This window comes from Microbulbifer aestuariivivens (assembly GCF_039545115.1).
Taxonomy (GTDB): domain Bacteria; phylum Pseudomonadota; class Gammaproteobacteria; order Pseudomonadales; family Cellvibrionaceae; genus Microbulbifer; species Microbulbifer aestuariivivens.
Genome location: NZ_BAABRT010000015.1, coordinates 23,076 through 44,104, shown reverse-complemented (window position 1 = coordinate 44,104; position 21,029 = coordinate 23,076). Strand labels below are relative to the sequence as shown.

Genomic DNA, 21,029 nt, shown 5'->3' with positions numbered 1-21,029 from the left:
TTTCAAATCCTCAATTTCCACGCAGCTCTGCCGCCATTGCAGCTTGAGAGTCGCCTGACCGGTCATCCACATTTGATGTCGCGTCTTTTTGGATATGTGCCAAAGTGGCAAGAAGGCTCAACGCAAATAGAAGCTCAGCACTATTTCCGACAATAAAAGCCCACTCAAGACCCGCACTCGCACCATTCACCAGGAATATCTGCAGGGCACCGGCAAAAAGCCAGGGCCACTGCGCCACCCGCCACAGCCAGATACCGGCAACAATCACCAGTAAATTGACAGCGATTGTAGCCAGCGGGGGCTGCGAATCCGCGGATATCATGCGCGGATAATAATCCGCGACAACCAATTCCAGCGGCGCAAGCTCAAAGACATACCCATAGGTAATGGCAATGATCGCCAAAGCCCATCCAAGACGCGGTAACCAAACGCGTATACGCTCACTGGCCACATACCGCTGCAGTAAATAAGCAGCAAAGACCAGCAGCCCCGGCAACAAGATGGCATGAATCCAGAAGCGCATCATGCTCATTACCCCATATACAGGGGACTCCAACAGTAGCGGGGCAAGCGCGATAACCATGTTGTCGAGTGCCAATGCCAGCAACAGACAACGTAGAAACCAGATTGGGAGGCCGATGCTCGGTTGCCGCAAACTCCAAACCAACAGGCCCAGATGGGACAGGGAAAGTGCGGCGAAGAATATTGCGAGCATAGAGCCTCCTTTTATGAGTGATTTACGCGGGGCTTTAACAGCCCCACAGCTCAGAGAACCGCAAACTTACATGGTCAGCAGCAAGCCGATTTCCTGTTCAACGATCGCCTGCTGCTGTTCGCGGGAAATCTGAGCCGGGTTGTCATTGTTCTGCAGGGAGTCCCAGTAATAGAACTGGGTGTGATTACCACCGTCGATACCCACGAATTTGGTATGGGCGGGAAGTTTTTTCTTGCTGTTCTCGATATCCCCAATCGAGGTCAGACCATCGACAGTACCATAAATTGAGGTAACCGGCTTATTCAGGTTGGACAGATTGGTGAGCGGGCTGGTGTAGGCAGCCAGCAGGAACAGGGAGTGCACGCGATCCTTGGCGGCACGGTTGGCACTGACATAGTCAGCAGCGACAACACCACCCAGGGAGTGACCACCGATCACCCATTCAGTGACCTTATCTTCGCCCCAATGGTTTTTCACGTAGGTTGCGTATTGCACGCCCAGAAAATCAAAGTTGAACGGCGGGGTTACCACAGCGGCGTAGTAGCCCTGGTCGGCAAAATGACGGGCGATGGGGGCGTAGTTGCGAGGATCGACAAAGGCACCCGGATAAATGATCAGACCGCGGGTGGACACTGGGTTTTTCGGCTTGAAGCCAAAGAAGTGGGAAACACCAATCCAGCTGCGCTTCTGAATCACTTTTACGGTGTCTGACGAGGTCATCGCGGCATTTACTTCAGCCTGAGCGTCAGCGAGTGCGGGGGTATTAAATGAAAAGATTGCCAGAAAAAATCCGACGGCCTTTAAAGTGTTAGTTAACCTCATGCTCTTCTCCTATTGGAATTATTGTATTGATCTCTGAGGTTTTAGGATTGAATGTTCTGCTTGCGCGAGCTTTGAGGTTTCACTTCACTTGGCAACAGTTAGTGCGAACTCACAGAACATCGGCTGCCTGACAACACACCTCCAGAAGGCCGATCCCAAAATCCATTTGTCTATTGTTATAGCTTTAAGCGATTCCTTTATAACCCCACAGAAACTGAAGCAGCAATCGGTTTTGGTACGATCGTCACCCGGTGACGCGCAAATCATCTGTTGTGTTCTTTTTTGTGTCCTTCGTCACAATGAAAAACCCGCCCAAAACCAGGCCGGAGCAATCCACCGCATTGTGTAAAGTCAAAAAAAGCGGCCATCGCTGGCCGCTTTTTATTGGTAATGACTTGCCACGCAGGCAAAGCCAAAGAATATCGAGAACCGTGTCGCCATCTATGGCTGATTTGCACTACCCGGCAGCCCCCCCAAACATTTCCCGGCTTGCGCGGGGACGATATATGCCTCAGGCCGGATTGGATTCGTAGGCGGTAAACAGGTCGCGCTTATTGAAGCCCGCCGTGAGAAAGCGGACAAACGCCTTACCGCCGGTCAGCCAGACCACCCGGGTCCCGGACTTCTGCGCCTTGAGCACACCGCGCACCAGGAAAGGAGTAACGGTCTCAACGGTATCGCCGAGGATATTGAGAATCTTGCGGGTCTTCTGCCAATCACTGGAGGTAAGGTCGTAATCCCCCACCAACAGGTCGGTCACCACGATCCCCGGGCTCAGTGTATTGACCTGCACCCCGGTGCCCTTCACCTCTTTTTGCAGCGATTTATTCAGGTAGTTAAGGGCGCGCTTGGTCGCGCCGTAGGCCGCCATACCCGGCGCGACCTGCCCGGTGCTGCCAAAGCCTTCCATATTCCAGATCTGCCCGTGCCCCTGCTCCTGCATGCCGGTCAGGGCTACCTTGCAGGCCAACAGCAGGCCGGTGAGATTGGTATCCACGATACGCTGCAGGTCCTCTGCCGACTGCTGCGCAAGCGGCTTGCGGGCAATACTCATGCCGGCGTTGTTGATCCAGTAATCCACCGGGCCATTTTCACTGGCAAAAGCCCACAGCTCGGACAGCTGCTGCGCAGAGGTAATGTCGCAGCGCAGCCCCGCCACCGCGGATGCGCCGTACTTTTCCGCCAGCTCTGCAACCGCCTCATCCACCTTGCTTTGGGAGCGGGCACTGATAATTACCCTACAACCGCTGGCGAGAAAGTTTTCGGCCAATCCGCGCCCGATACCGCGGGTACTGCCTGTAATCACTACCGTTTTCATGGAGTCGCTCCCATTGTTATTCAGCCAATCCTGTCCAGGCGCGGCGGTGAAAACTCTGGCCGCCGCGATGAATATGAGCTATTGTTATATCATTAACACGTTCGATTCAAGATGACCTCACTATGTCAGAGCATTTGACCATTAATAACAGCCCAACTGAGACTGATTACCCCACCTTCCCTATTGGCTCGGTTGGCTACAACCTTATGATGATGCGCGGGACCTGGCACGATCAGGTGGAGCTGTTTCACCTGGACGGACGCCCGCTGGAGGACGATACCGCGGCAGGTAGCGGCACCCCCGGCCCCAGCCCCTTCGACAACCTGGTCTATCTCGATTTCGACGGTCACACCCTGAAACTGACCAACGTCCATTTCCGTGGGCGCAAGCCAACCGCCAAGACCTTTACCGGCCGCCTGCGTGACGACCTGCTGGTGTTCGACCCCCTTGGCCCCGGTGCCTATGAAAATATTGGCGTGTCCGGCGGTGTCGGCATCCTCACATTCAACGCACTGGAGCTGAACACCGCCTGCAAGGTGTACATGGAGCCGGACTTCATCATTCTGACCGCCCCCGGGCAGCGGGTAAGGCACACAGTGCTCTACCGCGACGGCGTAGCGACCCGCACGCTCACCGCCCGCGGCACCCGGCTCTCCCCGACCTGCGACCGCCGCCATGCGCTGGACCCCCGGGGTATTGAAGGGCCCGTTCATGAAACGCCCTTCCATTCCTCAATCTGGGCGCACCTCTGTTAAACCCTGTGCAGCCCATTTTTGCGAGGACCGGCTTTTCCGCCACCGCTTGACAATTGTCATCCACCGGGGAAAAGCACCTTTATTATGCTGCGGATGAATTTGGTGGCAGCCGAGGGCTGCTGACCGGTAAAACAATCAAGATCAGGAAGTAACACATGCAGGAGTATCGGATCTGGGAGTGCCTGGTTTGCGGCTGGATTTACGATGAATCCAAGGGTGCACCGGATGAAGGCATTGCCCCCGGAACACGCTGGGAAGACATTCCCAGCGACTGGCTTTGCCCGGAGTGCGCGGTAGGCAAGGAAGATTTCGAGATGATCGAGGTGCGCCGAGTGGCAGCACCGGCATCCGCTGCCGCCGCCGAAGAAAAAACCACTGCGGCGCCGAGCACGGAAAAAACCGAAGAAGCGGAAGGCAACTTCCAGCAGATCGATTACGCCTGCGCACCTATCGTCATCATCGGCACCGGCCTGGCCGGTTACCAGCTGGCGAGGGAGCTGCGCAAGCTCGATCAGCGCACCCCCCTGGTGATCATTTCCGCCGACGATGGCAACAACTACTCCAAGCCCCAGCTCAGCACGGCTTTTCACAAGCAGCGCACCCCGGAACAGCTCGTCAGCCATACCGCGCGGCAGATGGCGACCACCCTCAGCGCCCAGGTTCTGACGTTTACCGAGGTCACCGGCATTGATACGGCAAACCGCTGCCTGACCCTGAAATCCGGACTGCAGAACCAGCAGCTGCAGTACGGAAAGCTGGTCCTCGCGCTGGGATCGGAACCCATTGAAGTCACAGTTGGCGGCAACGCCGCCGGTTGCGCCTTCCGCATCAACGACCTGCAGGATTTCCAGCGTTTTTATACCGCCACCAGCGGCGTCAAGTCCGTACTGGTGATCGGCGGCGGGCTGATCGGCTGCGAATATGCCAACGACCTGGTGCAATCGGGTTTCGAGGTCCATGTGGTCGAGCCGCAGGCAAAACCTCTCGGCTCCCTGCTGCCGGAAAAAGCTTCCGAGCTGGTGGAAAAGTCGCTGGCGCAAGCCGGCGTGCAGTTCCATCTCGGCACCACCGTCGACTCCCTCGAATACTGCAACGGCGGTGTTCGCGCCACACTGGCCAACGGTGTGCAGCTGGAGGTGGCCCGGGTGATCAGCGCCATCGGCGTACGCCCGCGCACAGCGCTGGCAAAAAGCATGGGGATTGCGGTCAACCGCGGCATCGTGACCGACCGCTACCTCGCCACCGGTATCGAAGATATTTATGCCCTGGGTGACTGCGCCGAGGTCGATGGCCACAATCTGTGTTACGTCGCACCCTTGATGGCGGGCGCACGCGCGCTTGCGCACACCCTCACCGGCACACCCACACGGGTAGCCTACGACAATATGCCCGTGAGCATTAAAACCACCCTGTGCCCGGTCACCGTATCGGTACCGCCACGGGACGCAGCGGGCGAATGGCATTATGACCGCTGCGACAACCAGGGCGTAACCGCCCGCTTTACTGACGCGCAGGGCCAATTGCTGGGCTTCGCACTGGCGGGCGATGCCTGCAGTCAGGCAACTCACCTCAGTGAACAGGCACCACCCATCATGCAGAATTGATTTTTGCCAAGGCGCAGGATCATACGTCGTGTACGATGGTGGTTTATAGCTCACTGAAGCAAGATGAAAGTGCGCGGCAAGCGCGCAAAACGGGTAACAACAATATGAGCACCGATAAAAAACCCAGTAACTGGCAACAGGCAATCGAAGGTGAGTGGCACGGCCTGCCCTCCCTGTTCGAATCCGATGGCACCCATGTTGGCTACAACAAAGTCACCCGGGCCAGTGAATATGAAGACGGGCGCACCACTTACTGGATGAACACCCGTTTTGATGCAACAGGACCACTGAACGACCGCTTCGAGATTGGTTCACCCTTCCGTTTCGGGGTGATCGATTCCGATATGGACCGCATCTACACCGGTCCCGACTTTTTCGGCAGCGGCCGCCCCTACGGCCTTCTGGTGGACTCCAACTATTTCTCGCCGGGCTGGAACGTGAACCTGCGCACCATGAATCACGTGGTGCCCGACCTGGGTATCCAGGTCTACTCATCCCAGCTGTTTGAAGGCGACACCGTAGTCGGCGTTTTTAACGGCCTGTACATCGTTACCCACGATCACAAAACCAATCCCAAGACCCAGCAGCGTGTCGAAGCCTTCCTCGAGAAAGAGAAGCTGGACGGCAAGCGCCCCTTCAACTTGCCGGTGAAACACGCTGGCAAGTTTACCGGCCGCTTCGAAGTCTACAACGACCAACAGGAGCTGGTGGGCCATAACGACGTTGTCATCCACCACAATCCGATCAACCTGCTGCACTCCGAGCAGACCATCGAGATCAGCGGTGTTGTGAACGCCAAGTGGAAAGCCATGCGCACCCGCAACGGCAACCACCACCAGTATCACGGCCCCGACATGTACGGCAACGGTATGTCTTACGGACGCTACCTGTACTCCGTACGCCACGTGTACGGCGAGGCCTTCAAGCTGTGGTCCCGTGAGACCGTGGTCGATGAAGACTACAACATGGTCTGCGCCTGGCAGTTTATGCAGTCACAGAAAGAGAAATACACCACCTTCGGCGTACTGCGCTGGGAACAGGGTGACCTGAAGCTGGGGGCCAACTATGTCGAATAAAGCAGAAGCGCTGGCTACCGCCACGCCCGACGGCGCAGAGCAGCAGCACTCGCTCGAGCCCCTGCAGTTGCGCCAAGTGTTCGGCCAATTCGCCACCGGGGTCACTATCGTGACCACGGGCGGTGTCGACGGCGAAGCCGTGGGCATGACCGTGAGCAGCTTCAATACGGTCTCTCTGGAGCCACCACTCATTCTCTGGTGTATCGACAAGAAGACCGGTTGTTTCGATGCCTTCAACCAGTGTGAACACTTCGCTATCCATGTGTTGAGCCAGGAACAGAGCGAACTTTCCAGCCTGTTCGCACGCCGCGGCGTGGAGAAGTTCTCCGGACTCGATTACCACATGAATGATCGCGGCGTGCCGCTACTTCACGAATTCTGTGCCCGCTTGCAGTGCACCCTGACAGCCCGCTATGAGGGCGGCGACCACCTGATTATGGTCGGCAGGGTAGACAGCGCGCACACCCAGGATCGCGCTCCGTTACTTTTCCACCGTGGGCAGTACGCGCGCATCGGTTAAACCCTCGACGTCCACTCCTGCATTGTTCGCAGACCGGTAGTGATCCTACCGGTTTTTTTGTTTTTGGCTCAGGGAAAAGTTATCAAAAGACAATAGCAGTTAAAGAAGGCGCGGGCTTAAAAATGGCCAATGAAGAAGCGCTTAAAGGAAGAGAAATAAAAAGGAGAAATAAAAAGGAGAAATAAAAAAGGGAGCCAGAACAGCTCCCATCAAGTGCAACCACATCAAGCACAACCGCACGAAGCACAACCAGATCACTTTCAGGCTAGTACAGGCGACTCACTTCCCGCGTACTGAAAGCCTTTGGGCAGTCCGGCGTCTGGAATAAAGCCGTACAGAGGTTCGTCCGGCAATGCCGCAGCGAGAATTTTCCGCGCCTCCATCAGCTTGGACATATCCACGCCGGTTGAATAACCCATCGCCTCCAGCAGGAACACCAGGTCTTCCGTAACAATGTTGCCGCTGGCTCCGGGAGCGAAAGGACAACCGCCGATACCGCCCATGGAGGAATCCACCGTGGTGATACCCTCATCGACCGCCGCGAGCACATTGGCCAGACCCTGACCTCGTGTATTGTGCAGGTGGATGCCGTTCAGCGCATCGCGGCCGAGATTTTCCCAGATCAGTCGGATCAGCCTGCGCACCTGTGCCGGGTTGGCATAGCCAGTGGTATCAGACAAACCCACTTCATCACAGCCGGCCTTCAATAGCGACTCGCCAAGGCGCAGCACCGCCTCCTCGGATACAGGGCCCTCCAGCGTACAGCCGAAACAGGTGGAAAGACTGCCCTCAAAACTGGGCCGCTCGTTTTCGGGCAATTGATTCAGCAGCTCCCGAATGCCGCGCACCTCTTCCATCACCTGCTCGTGAGTGCGGCGCAGGTTTTTCAGGCTGTGAGTTTCACTGACCGAGAGCGGGATGGTCAGCTTGTGAGCACCCGCTTTCAGCGCGTCCTGCGCGCCGCGTAAATTGGGCACCAGCACGGCTACCGTCAGCCCCGGGATGGTCCGCGCATAGCGCACAATCTCGGCGGTATCCGCCAATTGCGGCAGGACCTTGGCCGGCACAAACGAGCCCACCTCGATCTCGCGGATTCCCGCCGCGGCCATGGATGCGATCCAGCGCTTTTTGTCTTCGGTGGCCATGATGCTGGCAATACTCTGCAAGCCGTCGCGGGGCCCTACTTCGCTGATTTCAATTTGTTTCACGCTCACACACTCCCCCTTTATAGCTTCAGTAACAGCGGCACAAGGTACGAACAATCACACCGCTTGACCTATTGTTATGTTATTATAACATATCCTTCACTAGCGATATAAACCAATGCTTCAAACTGAAGAAAATGGGAGAGCCGCAATGGCGAATCTTGGAGACTTGCCACTAGCTGGCCTCAAGGTGGTCGAATTTACCCATATGGTGATGGGCCCCGCAGCCGGGGGCATCCTGGCCGATCTGGGTGCAGAGGTCACCAAGGTCGAACCCTGTAACGGTGACAATACCCGGCGCCTGCAGGGCTCCGGCGCCGGCTACTTTGCGATGTACAACCGCAACAAGCGCAGCCTGGCTCTGGACCTCAAGTCCGCCGAAGGAAAAGATCTCGCCCTGCGCCTGATAGACGAGGCCGACGTGGTCATCGAGAACTTCCGCCACGGCACCATGGATCGCCTGGGCTTCGGCTATGCCGACCTCAGCGCACGCAACCCCGGGCTGATCTATTGCTCACTCAAGGGCTTCCTCAGTGGCCCCTACGAGCACCGCACCGCATTGGATGAAGTCACCCAGATGATGGGCGGCCTCGCCTATATGACCGGTCTGCCGGACCGCCCCCTGCGCGCGGGCACCTCGGTTATCGATATCACCGGCGGCATGTTCGGCGTAATCGCCATTCTCTCGGCCCTGCAGCAACGGCATAGCACCGGCCGCGGCCGGCACGTCACCAGCTCGCTGTTTGAAACCACCGCCTATCTGGTGGGCCAGCATATGGCGCAACAGGCGGTGTCCGGTGAGGAGCCACCGCCCATGTCGGTAAGGCGCAGCGCCTGGTCGATTTACGACATTTTTGAATGCGCCGGTAACGAGCGCGTATTCGTCGGCGTGGTGAGCGATACCCTGTGGCGCGCCTTCTGCAAAGAATTTGCGCTGGATGACCTGGCCGCAGACCCGGCCCTGCACACCAATGCCGGTCGGGTTGCGGCTCGCGATACACTCATGCCGCGCATCAACGCACTGTTTGCCGGCCTGTCGAAGACAGAAATGATGGATAGGCTCGACCGCGCCGGCATCCCGTTTGCGCCGATCAACAAGCCCGCCGACCTGTTCGACGACCCGCACCTGAACGCTGCCGGCGGCCTGGTCAAGATCACCCTCGAAGACGGCAAGCAGGTCAGCCTGCCCGCCCTTCCCGTGGAGTTTGACGGCCAGCGTCCCGGCGTTCGCCAGGACCTGCCGAAAGCCGGTGAGCACAGTGTCGAGGTGGCTCAGTCACTGGGCTTGAGTGAAGAGCAGATCGATGCGCTGATCGAGCACGGCCTCCTCAGGGGTACTGAAAAAGCCGAGCCCGCGGGGGCTTAGGCAAAGCAACGTAGACAGAGCCAATCTTTGCGTTTAGTCTCCTTGGAGAGCAATTCTGAGAGCCGTAGACTGTGAATAGCCCAGTGATGAAACCACCGGAAACATTTTTTCACTCCAAGCTATTTCGCGGTCTTGGCAATGAGGAACTGGCTGAACTGACGGCAATTTGCCAGCGCAAGCGCGTCCCCGCAGGCGAAATGCTGGTTCAGCAGCACAGCGCTGCACAAAATGTGTACGTTCTGGTCTCCGGGGCCCTGATGATCGAGCGCCTGTCCCGTTCGGGACGGCGCCAGGTCATCGCGTTTTCCTACTCTGGTGACTACATTGGCTTTACCAATACCGATGAGTATGAGTACAGCGTAGTGGCGCTGAGAGAGACAGAGCTGCAGGTCTTCCCACGACGGGATTTCCTCACCCTTGTGGACCGCTTCTACACCCTCAAGACCAATGCCCGCCAGATTGGCGGCAACGTACTGGCGCAGACCCTCGACCAGCTATTCGCCCTGGGGCAGAAAAAAGCCCATGAGCGCCTGTGCTTCCTGCTTGCACAGCTCGGCCGTCGCCAGTGTGGCACCCAGAATGCCGATATTGAACTGATCATGAGCCGCCAGGATATCGCCGATTATCTGGGGCTTACGATCGAAACGGTCAGCCGGGCCTTCGCCCGCCTCAAGACCATGCAGTTGATCGAGATCATCAGCGCTCACCGCATCCGCATTCTTGACCGCAGTGTGCTCGAAGAGCTGGCCAGCGTTAACTGAGCCCCGCCCATTCCCATCCCCCCAGCATCTCCGCACCCGCACACTTCGAGCAAACTGCCCAAGTTGACAATTATCATGGGCAGTCAGGCACGCCCGGATAAACTTAGGAAAAATCCTCGCACATTGCGGAGTTTCCTATGGCTAATGCAGATCGGCAGGTGCCGCCCCCCTGGAATGTTGTTGGGCCTCACGGTGTTTTTCCAGAGGCGCGACATGATGAAGTGGCGCGGTTCAACTTCCTCACTAACCTCAATATTCATCTGGCATCCCAGATACTGCCCGGTGTGCGCAAGGCGTACGACAGCCGGGTAGAGAAAGGATCAGCGCCTGCAAACCGGCGTGAAGTTGGCGAGTTACTGAAGCGTGAACCGCTGTATCAATTGTGGAGCAGCCTGCGACGCAACACCATGGAGATGCGTCAGCAAAACAGCCGCGCCATGGTTTTCCGTCAGTTGCCCGAGCTGGTGGACAAAGCCCGCCAGCTCAATGAGGGCAGCAGCACCCTGCAGTTGGACAGCTCGGTGAAAATTCCCCGCTACGTCAGCGCGGTGGATATTCACTGCATGCCGGGCGGCTATCACACCGAGTACTGTGAGGAAGACGTCGCCGCCGGAGCCAACTACGACAGCGGAATTTTCGTCACCACTGCCGGTATGCTCGGCCGCTTCAGCGATGGTGGTGGTCAGGCGCTGGTGGAATGGCTGCGCGAACAGATGGAAGCGGGCTTCCGCCCTCGCCGTATTCTCGATATTGGCTGTACCGTCGGCCACAACATTGTGCCGCTGGCACAGGCGTTTCCCGAGACGGAAATCGTCGCCATTGATGTAGCCGCGCCGATGTTGCGTTATGCCAACGCCAGAGCGAAATCCCTCGGGGTCAATAACATCACCTTCCGCCAGGAAAATGCCGAAGCCATCGATGCCGAGGACGGCAGCTTTGATTTGATCATCACCTGCATGTTCCTGCATGAAACTTCCAGCCGCGCACTGCCGCGCATCCTGGCGGAAACCCATCGCCTGCTGGCGGATGGCGGCAAGGTGGTACATATCGAACAGCCGCAGTTTACCGATGATATGCCGCCCTACGAGCAGTTCATGCGCGACTGGGATACCCGCAACAACAATGAGCCCTTCTGGGGCACCCTGCACGACCTGGACCTCTTTGAGGCCATGGAGCAGGCCGGCTTTGACCGGGACCGGGTTACCACCTGTGGACTGTTTGCCGTAGTCGACGAAGAACTGTTCCCCAGTGCCGCCAAAGCGGCGGCGGACAGCGAGGACTACGGCCGCAAACCGGCCTGGCACGCTTACATCGCCAGCAAGTGAACTGAAGCCGCGATCAACCAGCATTCGGAGTAATGCCATGACACTGGACCCCATTAACATGGCGGGCACTAAAGCTCGCGGAAAACGCCCCTCCTACTTCCAGGATGTAGACGTAGACCGCCTGATGTCGATTCTTATGGCGGTTGCCGGTGAATTGGCAGTTACCCGCGAGAGGATGGATACACTGGAGCGTCTCTTAGCCGCAAAAGGGCTGGTGGCGCGCGAGGAAATAGAGCACTTCACCCCGGACAGCGACGCTGCCCGAGAGCGCGGTCTCTGGCACCAGGACTATATCGCCCGCATCCTGCGAGTCATCCAGCAGGAGATCGAGCAATTCGATGAGGACCACCAGGCAAAACAGCAGGCGAAAGAAGAGAACGTCAGCACCACCACGGAGCTGGATGAGCTGATCGAGGAACTGGCCAGTAGCTAAAGGCCAGTTCGCTATTCCGTCAATATCGAAGATACCTTGACGGCACGACAGATACACTGAAGTTACTTCGCTGAAGCGCAAGTTGATGGGGCCTTAAGGGGTTCTGACACTTGCGCTTCTTTTTTGTCAGCAAGCTCTCATCTTAACCGCCGAGCTATTCCGCAGAACCATCCTGCACAACAATTCCACTTAACCGCTCTGTTAAGCTTTTGCGCTGAAGTTTTCTGCTCTGCACGCAGCGTGAGGTCTGAGGTCTGAGGTCTGAGGTATGAGGTATGAGGTATGAGGGCCGATTATCAGCCCTCGGTGCGGCAATCATATAGCTACAGAAAAGACTGTTCGCTCCTGCGCTCAGGGCGCCGCAGACTCGTCTTGCAATCAGGACTCGTCGCCCTCGTTAGGCCAGCGAAAATCCGCTTTGCGGCGGGCCAGAAAGGCAGCGCAACCTTCGCGGAAATCGCTACCATCAAAGGCACCATCAAAAGCCTGCTGCAATTCCTGCTCGGAGTTTTCCCGCTCCTGCGCGCTGAGACTGCCGGCATTGCTCAGGTATTCCATCGAGGCTTTGGTCCAGCGCAGGGAATACTGGGAATTGCTTAGCAGGCTGCGCACCAGATCCCCCTCCTTCTGCGCCAGTTCAGATTCACCGGCAAGGTGCTGAACCAGACCTATCTGCTGCGCGCGCTCAGCGGTCACCGGCAGGCCTGTGAGCAGCATATCCTTCGCATTCGCCATGCCAACCTGATCGATCAGTCGCTGTGTATCGGGCAAACTGTAAAGAATTCCCAGTTTGGCCGGGGTAATGGCAAAGGTCGCGGCGGTATCCGCGAGGCGAATATCACAGGCCAGTGCCAGCCCGCAGCCACCGCCGTAGCAGGCGCCGCGGATAACCGCGATGGTGGGCCGCGACAGGCGCTGTAGCTTTAACTGCACATCACGAATGAGGATATTCTGGCGGCGCATCTCAGCGGGATTACTCATGGCGCTGGCCAGCTCTTTGATGCTGGCACCCGCACAGAACGCTTTATTGCCGGCGCCGGTCAGTAGCACAGCGCGAATCTCGCTGTCCGCTTCGACCTCGTCCAGCAGACCCAGCATGGACTCCCACATGCCCACTGTCATCGCATTGCGCTGGGCGGGGTTATCAATCGTTATCCGTGCCAGGGCACCTTCACGGTCCAGGCAGATCGCGCCAGTTGCAGTAGCGGCATCCAATGTACTTTTCACGGGGTTTTTCTCTTTTATCTCGGTGGTCACTGTGGGCCCCTGCCTGCACTTCTACTAACGTCTCTACTCAACGCCTCAGGACTCACACTTCAGAACTGGTGGTGTATCAGGCGGTTGCCGGGGTGCCCTGGTGACAAAGATGTTGCTCAAGCGCAACGCAGATCTCCAGCAGGCGCGCTTCGTCGCCGGCTCTGGCGATAATCTGCAGCCCAAATGGCAGACCTTCTGCAGTTGTTCCCAGTGGAATACTCGCCGCCGCCAGCCCGGCCATATTGACACTGCTGGTCAGGTTGGCCTGATTGGCCGGCGCCGCGCTGGAGAACGGAAAGGCTGTTTGCAGCGTGGTGGGCGTGAGGAGGAAGTCGATTCCCTCAAGCTGATTCCGCAACCAGGCACCTGCCGCTTCCACCGTGTCCATCGCCCGCACCAATTCCGGCGCACTGCGATCAGCACCCCAGCGCAGTAGACGCTGCAACTCTGCGGAAAAAATCTCGGGCTGCGCCTGCAGCTCGCTGGCGAAGGTGATGTTGGCCTCGGCTTCACACCAGAGCAGGCCGGCGCGGCGGATAGCGGAGAAATCCATCGCGGAGAAATCCCGGCGCACTTTGTCTGCACCCGGCAGATGATCGGCAAACTCGCGAAATGTCTCGGCAATTTCGCTCTCGGTACCGACCTTCTCACAGTGATCGATCACTCCCCAGCGAATGGATGACAGAGCCGCGGAAGCACGGCTGCCATTGCCATCAGGGACAGAAGCCTGCTTGCGACAGATAAGCGGCCACAGCGCTTTGAGGTCGCGACTGGAGCGGGCCAGCGGACCAACCGTGTCGAGGCGGCCACAGAGGCGGGTAACGCCGGGCATGGCGATTTGATCCCGCCCCGGCTTCACCCCGGCAACGCCGCAGTAACTGGCCGGGATACGAACGGAACCCATGGTGTCGGTGCCGAGCGCAAAGGCACAGATGCCGGCAGCCACCGCAGCGCCAGAGCCGCCGCTGGAGCCGCCCGGGGTGTAGCCGGCGCGCAGCGGATTCTCGCAGCGTCCCCAATGGGGGTTGTCATTGGTGGCACCGAGCGCGATCTCATGCATATTGAGTTTGCCGATAATAATCAGGCCGGCAGCGCGCAGTTGCGTCACAACGCTGGCATCCGTATCGGCAACGGGTGCCCGCTCCTTGTAACCGAGACCACTGGAGGTGGGCATGCCGGCCACGTCGATATTGTCCTTGACCGCAACCGTGAGACCGTCGAACTCAGACAGCGGCCTGCCCTCACGACGCCGCGCGTCGGATGCGCGGGAAGCCTCCATGGCGGCCTCCGCATCGACAAAGTTGTAGGCGTTGATAGAGCCATCCTGCTCATCGATTGCAGCCAGGGTCGCAGCGGTCAGCTGCTCGCTGGTGAGATCACCGCTTCGCAGGCGCGCCGCCAGTGCAGTGGCATCTTCCTTGAGGAGAGCACTCGCTTGTGGTTTCTCAGACATTGCCTACTCCTGGCTCACAACTGAAATCGCCTGACTCTTATCCGAAACTGAACCCCGGTCTTTTTCCGGGGCTTTATGCACAACAGTATCCGAAAGTTTAATCGAGGCCTTATGCGAAGCGACGATCAATCAGGCGCAGCGGTTTTTGGCGTTTTTCAAGTTCGGTCAACTGCGCGGTGCCACCGGGCTGCACCAGCTCAACGCCGACTTCAAGCCCCAGCTTGCGCTTCAGCATAACGGTACACTCTTCGGTCATTGCCGGGTGATCCGCTACCGGTGCAGCGACTTCCACCAGCACGGTGAGGTTTTCCCGGCCAGTGTCATCGCGCTCAGCGACACAGACATATTCGCCGGTGAAGCTCGCCAGCTCGGCGAGCATGCCGCCAATACCGTGCGGGTAGACGTTGATACCGCGCAGCTTGACCATATTGTCGGAGCGGCCGAGGAAGCCGCGAATACGCTTGAAGGGCAGCTTAAACGGGTTCTCCCCGGGAATTTCCTCGGTGATATCGCAGGTATTGAAACGGATGACCGGGTAGACATCGTCTTTGTACAGGCAGGTCACCACCATGTTGCCCGCGTCACCGGCAGCCACTGGCTTATTGGTATCCACGTCCAGCAGCTCCAGGTAGTGGGCATCCTCCCACACATAGAGTCCATTCTGGTCCGGTCCCTCAGCGGCGATACAGCCGGTGTCGGCCACGCCGTACCAGTCATAGAGGGCAGCACCGCCCCAGGCTTCGCTGAGCGCGGCACGGGTTTCCTGCCCCAGGTGACCGATGATCATATCGATCTTGATATCCTTGCCCGGAACCAGGCCATTTTCTTCAGCGACACTGGCAAGTTTCTTGATGTAATCGGCGAAGCCCACCAGCACGTTGACACCGAAATCACGCATCAGGTGCACCTGTTGCGCGGAGCGGGTTTCGAGACCGGTGCCTGCAGACAGGAACATGGCATTGGTATAGCGGGTGATCGCTTCGCGAATGTAATGCCCACCGTTAATCATGCCGTGACCGTAAGTCGACTGGATGGTGGCTGCGGGTTTGAGCCCCATAAAACGGTAAGCCCGCGCCACCAGCATGGCCTGAATTTCCCGTCCGCGCGGCCCGAAGATGATCGGCTGGGGCCGTCCGGTAGTGCCGCTTGTGGTGTGAAAAACAACCGGCGGGCGCTGCTCCGGGGCCAGGCCTTCCAGGCCGCTGAAATCGCCGATTGGCGGATGCTGTTCGACGCTCTGCATGATGTCGGACTTGGAAAATATCGGCAGCTTTTCGATATCGTCCAGGCTTTGGATATCGCCCGGCTCCACACCCGCCGCACCCCACAAACGCTGGTAGAACGGAATCTGCCAGGCCCGCTCCATCAGCTTCAGGAAGCGCTGATTCTGCAGTTCCCGCAACGCCTCCTGGGTCATGCCCGCATAGGTTTCCAGAAAAGCCTCGCCAAGCGGGTATTCCGCCAGCGCCTGATGCACATCAAAACTCTCGAAATAGCTTGGGTATGGCATGGAAGATCCGACTCCTGTCAACAAATAGCGTGGTCGAGCTGAAGCTCAGGGGTGAGCAGTTCAGTCAGTTGGGTGACGCATGCCAGCCGATCCAGTTGATCTACCTGCGTCAGAATTCGATGTGCCGCATCGCTATCCATGGGATAACGCGCAGAGGCGAGACAACGGATAAATTTTTCGGTCTGGCGTTCGCGGCCGAGGGGGCTGTCCGGGTGGCCGAGTATCGCCAGCATCTCTTTGTGATATTCGACTCCGCTGTGCAAACGCACGGTGACTGCCTGGGGTGCAAGCGCGTTGGGATCGTCACAGGCTGAGGGGCGCATGCGAATGCGTTCAGCCAGGCTCAGCCTGTGCGCATCGGCCAGCGGTGCCTCATCAAAGTCCGCCACGCCCACATCGCCGGTCAGCAGCAGCGTCGCCGCCACATAACCGATACAGAGTTTTGCATAGTTCACGCCCATCGATGGCAGTACAGGCCTGTCCACCAGACGGCGCACCAGCGGCGGTGCCTCAATGGAAACACTGTCGATATCAGCCGCGCTGAAGCCGTGCTGCGCCTGCAACTGCATCAGGGCGTCCAGGGTACCGTGCGCGGCGCGCCCGGTTGGAAAAGGTTTGTGGCTGATGCGGCCGATCTGCCATTCACGCCCCAGAAGCGCGAAGGCTTCCGGTGCATTGCCGGCCGATTCCATGATGGAGAAATATCCAAACTCGCCGCTGAGGAATTGCCCCGGGCCCACCAGGCCGAAGCCGGCCATATCCGCCGCGGTTACCGCATTGCGGGCATTGAATGCCGCCTGCATTGGCAATACTGCCACGCCTTCTCTGTGTGCCTGCATGGTGCCGCCGGTCTGGCTGTAAGCGATCGACATGGCCTGCAGGATTTTTTCCTTGCTGTAGCCGCGCAGGCGCGCGAGTCCCGCAGCGGCGCCGATGCAGCCTGCGGTTCCCGGACGGAAAAAACGCATCGGCTGGTCGGCACTCATCCCGAGGATAGTGGCCACATCGACCGCCAGGACGACCGCCAGCATAAGTTCAGCGCCGCTCACTTGGCGCGCTTCGGCATCTGCCAGAATGGCCGACAGAATCACTGCCATGGGGTGTACCACCGCATGCTCATGCACACAGTCGAACTCCTGGTTGTGAATCTGGTAGGCGTTGACCATCGCCGCACTGGGTACCGGGAGTTTAAGTCCTGAACCCCATACAGTTGCCACCGCGCCGTCCTGAGCACCGCCCCAATTGGATGCGGTCTCAAGCAAACTGGCGGCCAATGGCAAGCGCGAACCGCTGATGCCGACGCCGATGGAATCAAAAATAAAGGTTTTACAGGCCTTGATAGCAGCGCTATCGAGATCCTCAAAGCGGGTGCCGGCTACATGCTCCAGCAGTTTTTGCTCATACCCCTGCACTGTGTTCTCCCACACCGCGAAGAAGAGCGAAGAAACCAGAGAGATCATCCTGGCCGCAAAGGTTCAGCACCACTTCAACCAGATCGGCGCCTGATGCGTCGGCCACACCGGCCGCGGCAAACAGCTTGCGCGCTTTGGCAATAATGTCTTCCGCAGACAGGGGCCACTCCGGGTCTCCCCAGGCATCGTGCAGGGTAATGTCCCGCTTGCCGCCATTTGAGAGTGACACATTCACAGTGGCGCCAAAGTGGGCCGGGTAGGCAGCCTGGTGCACATCGCTGACTTGCAGCTTCACTCTGCTCCTCAGTGCGGCGACTTCCTCACGCTGCAGATAATCCGGCTCGAAGTGCGCGATAGTCGGCTCACCGTAAAGCAGGGCCACGGCAACACAGTGCTGCAAACTGAAGCGCGCCTCGGCCGGGGAAAGCGGTTGCGGGCGGTCACAAAATTGCAGAGCGTCTGCGTAGGTGCCGATTTCCAGTGCAGCGATGTCAGCAACCGCCAGTCCGTCGAGAGCCCGCACGGCATCAATGGCCGCATGGGTATGACGGCACGCAGGCCAGGGTTTGAAGCTGCACTGGTATAGAAGCCAGTGATCGGTAGCGTTATCGATCACCGCCAGAGGCACCGCCTGGGAAGACGTTGCGGCGAAGAATCCCTGGGTGCCTTCCAGCAGGCTGGCTGGACCGCGTAACTGCTCGGAGGCCAGCAGCGCTGCCTGCACCCCGGCGTGCGCCGCCGCGGCATTGTGCAGGTGCTTGGTTTCCACCGCCTCGTGGCGCATCTGCCAGAATCCGCCGGTGCGGCTGCCGGCATTGGCGAGCGCCCACACGGTTTCCTGTGGTGTCAGCTGAAGCAGGTGGGCGGCAGCGGCAGCTGCACCGAAGCTGCCACAGGTGGAAGTGCTGTGATAGAGGGCATAGTGATCCCTGCCCAGCGCCCGGCCGATACGGATCATGGCCTCGTAGCCGACCACGATGGATTCCAGCAGCGCGCGGGGCTTGGCCTGCACCATTTCAGCGACCGTAATCGCCGCGGGGATAATCACCGGCCCGGGGTGCAGTGTCGATGTGCGATGCAGATCATCCATCTCGGATACACTGCCCAGCGCACCCTGGTAGGCGAGCGCGTCCTGCCAGCAGGAATCCTTAACGGCCAGGTTCCAGCAGTCGCCCGCCGTGCCCCAGCGGCTAAGATAATTTCGCAGTTTGCCCGCCAACTCACTTTTGCCGCCGTAGACGGTACAGCCGAGCCAGTCCAGCAGGTGCAACTGGGCGCGGCTGAGGGTGGGCTCATCAATGTCACGGGCGAGCAGGCGAACAAGCTGCTGCAGCAGTGATTCCGGCATCGTCACGGCAGCACACCCTCCACAGCATTCTCAATCGGCGCATATGCCCAGGCGTGTTCCCGACGACGGGCCTGCTCGTATTTATCGATCAGGTCGCGGTGCTGCAGGGTCAGCGCAATGGGATCCAGGCCATTCAGCAGCATATAGCGCGCGGCCTCGTCGAGAGTGAAGCTCCACTCCAGATCGCCACTGCGAACCAGGCACTGCTCAAGGTCAATTGTCACCTGCCGGTTCTGCGGATCTTCGCTCAGCGCTTGCGCCAGTGTCCGTATGTCCTCCTCTGGGAGACACACAGGCAATAAACCGTTGCGGATACAGTTGGTGTGGAAAATCGCCCCGAAACCGCTGGCAATCACGGCGCGAATACCGTATTCCACCAATGCCCAGACGGCGTGTTCGCGGGATGAGCCGCAACCGAAATTGTCACCCGCCAAAAGGATGGATGCGCCCTCGTATTCAGGCTTATTCAGCACGAAAGACGGCTTCAGCTCACGGCTGCCGGGCATGGTATAGCGCCAGCCGGCAAACAACCCCTCGCCGAGACCCTGCTTGGAAACCCGCTTCATTTCCCGCGAGGGAATAATCGCGTCCGTATCGATATTGCGCTGCAACAGGGGCGCGGCGACTCCGGTATGAGAAATAAACGGCTTCATGCGCTCAGTGACTCGCTCTTGGCCAGCATTTCTGCTGATGTGATTGACCCGGCAATGGCCGTCGCCGCCACCGTTTCCGGGCTGGCGAGGTGCGTGCGTGTATTCGGCCCCTGGCGCCCTTCAAAATTTCGGTTGGTGGTGGAAATCACCCGCTGGAATTCCCCAAAGGTTTCACCCCCAGCGTAAAAGCACATGGAGCAACCGGAGTCCCGCCACTCAAAACCCGCATCGGTAAAAATACGGTGCAAACCTTCCTGCTCCGCAGCGCGCTTAACCCGCCGCGATCCCGGCACCACCACACCGCGCACGCCCGGGGCAATCTGGCGGCCCTTGACCACCGCCGCCGCAGCGCGCAAGTCACTCAGGCGGCTGTTGGTGCAGGAGCCGATAAACGCCGCGTTTACCGCGATATCGGTAATGGCATTGCCGGATTCCAGACCCTGGTATTGCAGCGCCCTGGTGGCCGCCTCCTGACGATGCGCTTCGGCATAATCACCGGCAGCGGGAATGCAGGCACTGATGCCGATGGCCTGTTCCGGGCTGGTACCCCAGGTCACGGCCGGCTCCACCTGCTCCGCTTCAACAACCAGATCGATGTCGAATACCGCGTTTTCGTCGCTGCGCAGGGTGCGCCAGTAATCCACGGCATCGCGCCAGTGCTCACCCTTGGGAGCAAAGTCTTTGCCTTCGAAATAGGCTTCAACCTTTTCGTCCGGGGCGATCACGGCGGTAAATGCGGAGAATTCCACTGCCATATTGCACAGGGTAAAGCGCGCTTCCACTTCCAGCTGCTGGATTGCGGAACCGGCGAATTCCACCACACAACCAGCGCCACCATTGGCACCGTACTTGGCGATGAGATGCAGAATCAGGTCCTTGGCCGTCACGCCGGGGCGCAATGTACCATTCACCATCACGCGCATATTTTTCGGCTTGCGCACACGCAGGGTGCCTGTCGCCATCGCGTGCTCCGCCTCACTGGAGCCAATACCCCAGGCCAGCGCGCCAATCGCACCTTGAGTGCAGGTGTGGCTGTCGGGGCAGACCAGAGTCAGGCCGGGCAACACCAGCCCCTGCTCCGGGGAAATCACATGCACGATGCCCTGATCCGCATCGTCCACATCATAGAGGCGGACATTGGCCGCACGGGTTTCGCGCCGTGTAGCCAGAATAAAATCGGAGCCCGATGGCATCAGTGTTTTGTCCCCGCGACCGGGGAAGGTATCGACTATGTGATCCATGGTGCAGAACACATGGCGGGCATCGCGCACGCCATAACCTGCCGCATGCAGACTCTGCAAAGCCACCGCCCCGGTGCGCTCATGGAGAAACACCCGGTCCAGATACAACAGGGCCTCTCCATTTTCGAGATCACACACTGTGTGATCCGACCACAGCTTGTCGAACAGGGTACTCGTTCCCTTCATCGCCATACTCAGCGCTCTCCTGTACCCTCGAATCGAGGGCAGACCTTTCTCTTCAACATTTGCTATATT

19 protein-coding genes are annotated in these 21,029 nt (G+C 58.7%); 8 read left to right on the top strand and 11 right to left on the bottom strand.

Annotated features, from left to right (window positions below):
* Positions 1 to 10 precede the first annotated feature (10 nt).
* The 3 genes from ABEA58_RS10055 to ABEA58_RS10045 form a co-directional block, all read right to left on the bottom strand.
* A complete protein-coding gene (locus tag ABEA58_RS10055; RefSeq protein WP_345551136.1) occupies positions 11 to 715 on the bottom strand; it encodes a hypothetical protein in 705 nt (234 codons plus the stop codon).
* Between the two features lie 66 nt (positions 716 to 781).
* On the bottom strand, positions 782 to 1,435 hold the full coding sequence (locus ABEA58_RS10050; protein ID WP_345551134.1) for an alpha/beta hydrolase: 654 nt from the start codon (positions 1,433 to 1,435) through the stop codon (positions 782 to 784).
* 613 nt (positions 1,436 to 2,048) lie between these two features.
* Complete coding sequence (locus tag ABEA58_RS10045) at positions 2,049 to 2,855, bottom strand: SDR family NAD(P)-dependent oxidoreductase (protein ID WP_345551132.1); 807 nt, start codon at positions 2,853 to 2,855, stop codon at positions 2,049 to 2,051.
* Between the two features lie 122 nt (positions 2,856 to 2,977).
* Between ABEA58_RS10045 and ABEA58_RS10040 the strand changes: the two genes are divergently transcribed.
* The 4 genes from ABEA58_RS10040 (at position 2,978) to ABEA58_RS10025 (ending at position 6,810) form a co-directional block, all read left to right on the top strand.
* Positions 2,978 to 3,610 carry a hypothetical protein gene (locus ABEA58_RS10040; protein WP_345551131.1) on the top strand — a complete coding sequence of 211 codons (633 nt, stop codon included), beginning with the start codon at positions 2,978 to 2,980 and terminating at the stop codon, positions 3,608 to 3,610.
* A gap of 155 nt (positions 3,611 to 3,765) precedes the next feature.
* Positions 3,766 to 5,214 (top strand): FAD-dependent oxidoreductase, encoded by a 1,449-nt coding sequence (locus ABEA58_RS10035; protein WP_345551129.1) that lies wholly within the window; start codon positions 3,766 to 3,768, stop codon positions 5,212 to 5,214.
* Between the two features lie 104 nt (positions 5,215 to 5,318).
* Positions 5,319 to 6,290, top strand: a complete 972-nt coding sequence (locus ABEA58_RS10030; RefSeq protein ID WP_345551128.1) for a hypothetical protein — start codon at positions 5,319 to 5,321, stop codon at positions 6,288 to 6,290.
* Positions 6,280 to 6,810: a flavin reductase family protein gene (locus tag ABEA58_RS10025; protein WP_345551126.1), complete on the top strand. Its 531-nt coding sequence runs from the start codon at positions 6,280 to 6,282 to the stop codon at positions 6,808 to 6,810. Before ABEA58_RS10030 ends, ABEA58_RS10025 begins: the two co-directional genes overlap by 11 nt.
* 260 nt (positions 6,811 to 7,070) lie before the next feature.
* Here the strand turns inward: ABEA58_RS10025 and ABEA58_RS10020 are convergent, their stop codons facing one another.
* Positions 7,071 to 8,024, bottom strand: coding sequence for a hydroxymethylglutaryl-CoA lyase (locus tag ABEA58_RS10020; RefSeq protein WP_345551125.1), 954 nt, complete (start codon positions 8,022 to 8,024; stop codon positions 7,071 to 7,073).
* A 142-nt stretch (positions 8,025 to 8,166) separates the two neighbouring features.
* Here ABEA58_RS10020 and ABEA58_RS10015 point away from each other — a divergent pair, with 142 nt between their 5' ends.
* The 4 genes from ABEA58_RS10015 to ABEA58_RS10000 all read left to right on the top strand — a co-directional run bounded on the left by ABEA58_RS10015 (position 8,167) and on the right by ABEA58_RS10000 (position 11,900).
* A complete protein-coding gene (locus ABEA58_RS10015) occupies positions 8,167 to 9,381 on the top strand; it encodes a CaiB/BaiF CoA transferase family protein (protein ID WP_345551123.1) in 1,215 nt (404 codons plus the stop codon).
* Between the two features lie 86 nt (positions 9,382 to 9,467).
* A complete protein-coding gene (locus ABEA58_RS10010; RefSeq protein ID WP_345551120.1) occupies positions 9,468 to 10,142 on the top strand; it encodes a Crp/Fnr family transcriptional regulator in 675 nt (224 codons plus the stop codon).
* A gap of 137 nt (positions 10,143 to 10,279) precedes the next feature.
* Entirely contained in the window at positions 10,280 to 11,467 is a 1,188-nt protein-coding gene (locus ABEA58_RS10005) for a class I SAM-dependent methyltransferase (protein ID WP_345551118.1), read from the top strand.
* A gap of 37 nt (positions 11,468 to 11,504) precedes the next feature.
* Complete coding sequence (locus ABEA58_RS10000) at positions 11,505 to 11,900, top strand: hypothetical protein (RefSeq protein WP_345551116.1); 396 nt, start codon at positions 11,505 to 11,507, stop codon at positions 11,898 to 11,900.
* A gap of 378 nt (positions 11,901 to 12,278) precedes the next feature.
* On the opposite strand, the gene ABEA58_RS09995 is transcribed toward ABEA58_RS10000, so the two are convergent.
* From ABEA58_RS09995 to ABEA58_RS09965, 7 genes are all read right to left on the bottom strand, one after another.
* The gene (locus ABEA58_RS09995; RefSeq protein ID WP_345551114.1) at positions 12,279 to 13,127 is read right to left on the bottom strand and encodes an enoyl-CoA hydratase/isomerase family protein; all 849 of its coding nucleotides are present in this window, start codon (positions 13,125 to 13,127) and stop codon (positions 12,279 to 12,281) included.
* A 106-nt stretch (positions 13,128 to 13,233) separates the two neighbouring features.
* Positions 13,234 to 14,610, bottom strand: a complete 1,377-nt coding sequence (locus ABEA58_RS09990; protein WP_345551113.1) for an amidase — start codon at positions 14,608 to 14,610, stop codon at positions 13,234 to 13,236.
* 109 nt (positions 14,611 to 14,719) lie between these two features.
* The gene (locus ABEA58_RS09985) at positions 14,720 to 16,120 is read right to left on the bottom strand and encodes a phenylacetate--CoA ligase family protein (protein ID WP_345551111.1); all 1,401 of its coding nucleotides are present in this window, start codon (positions 16,118 to 16,120) and stop codon (positions 14,720 to 14,722) included.
* 17 nt (positions 16,121 to 16,137) lie between these two features.
* Positions 16,138 to 17,532: an MmgE/PrpD family protein gene (locus ABEA58_RS09980; RefSeq protein ID WP_345551109.1), complete on the bottom strand. Its 1,395-nt coding sequence runs from the start codon at positions 17,530 to 17,532 to the stop codon at positions 16,138 to 16,140.
* Complete coding sequence (locus ABEA58_RS09975; protein ID WP_345551211.1) at positions 17,519 to 18,880, bottom strand: MmgE/PrpD family protein; 1,362 nt, start codon at positions 18,878 to 18,880, stop codon at positions 17,519 to 17,521. The genes ABEA58_RS09980 and ABEA58_RS09975 overlap by 14 nt, the downstream gene beginning before the upstream one ends.
* 2 nt (positions 18,881 to 18,882) lie before the next feature.
* The gene (gene leuD, locus ABEA58_RS09970) at positions 18,883 to 19,533 is read right to left on the bottom strand and encodes a 3-isopropylmalate dehydratase small subunit (protein ID WP_345551108.1); all 651 of its coding nucleotides are present in this window, start codon (positions 19,531 to 19,533) and stop codon (positions 18,883 to 18,885) included.
* Entirely contained in the window at positions 19,530 to 20,960 is a 1,431-nt protein-coding gene (locus ABEA58_RS09965; RefSeq protein WP_345551106.1) for a 3-isopropylmalate dehydratase large subunit, read from the bottom strand. The genes leuD and ABEA58_RS09965 overlap by 4 nt, the downstream gene beginning before the upstream one ends.
* Between the last annotated feature and the right edge of the window lie 69 nt (positions 20,961 to 21,029).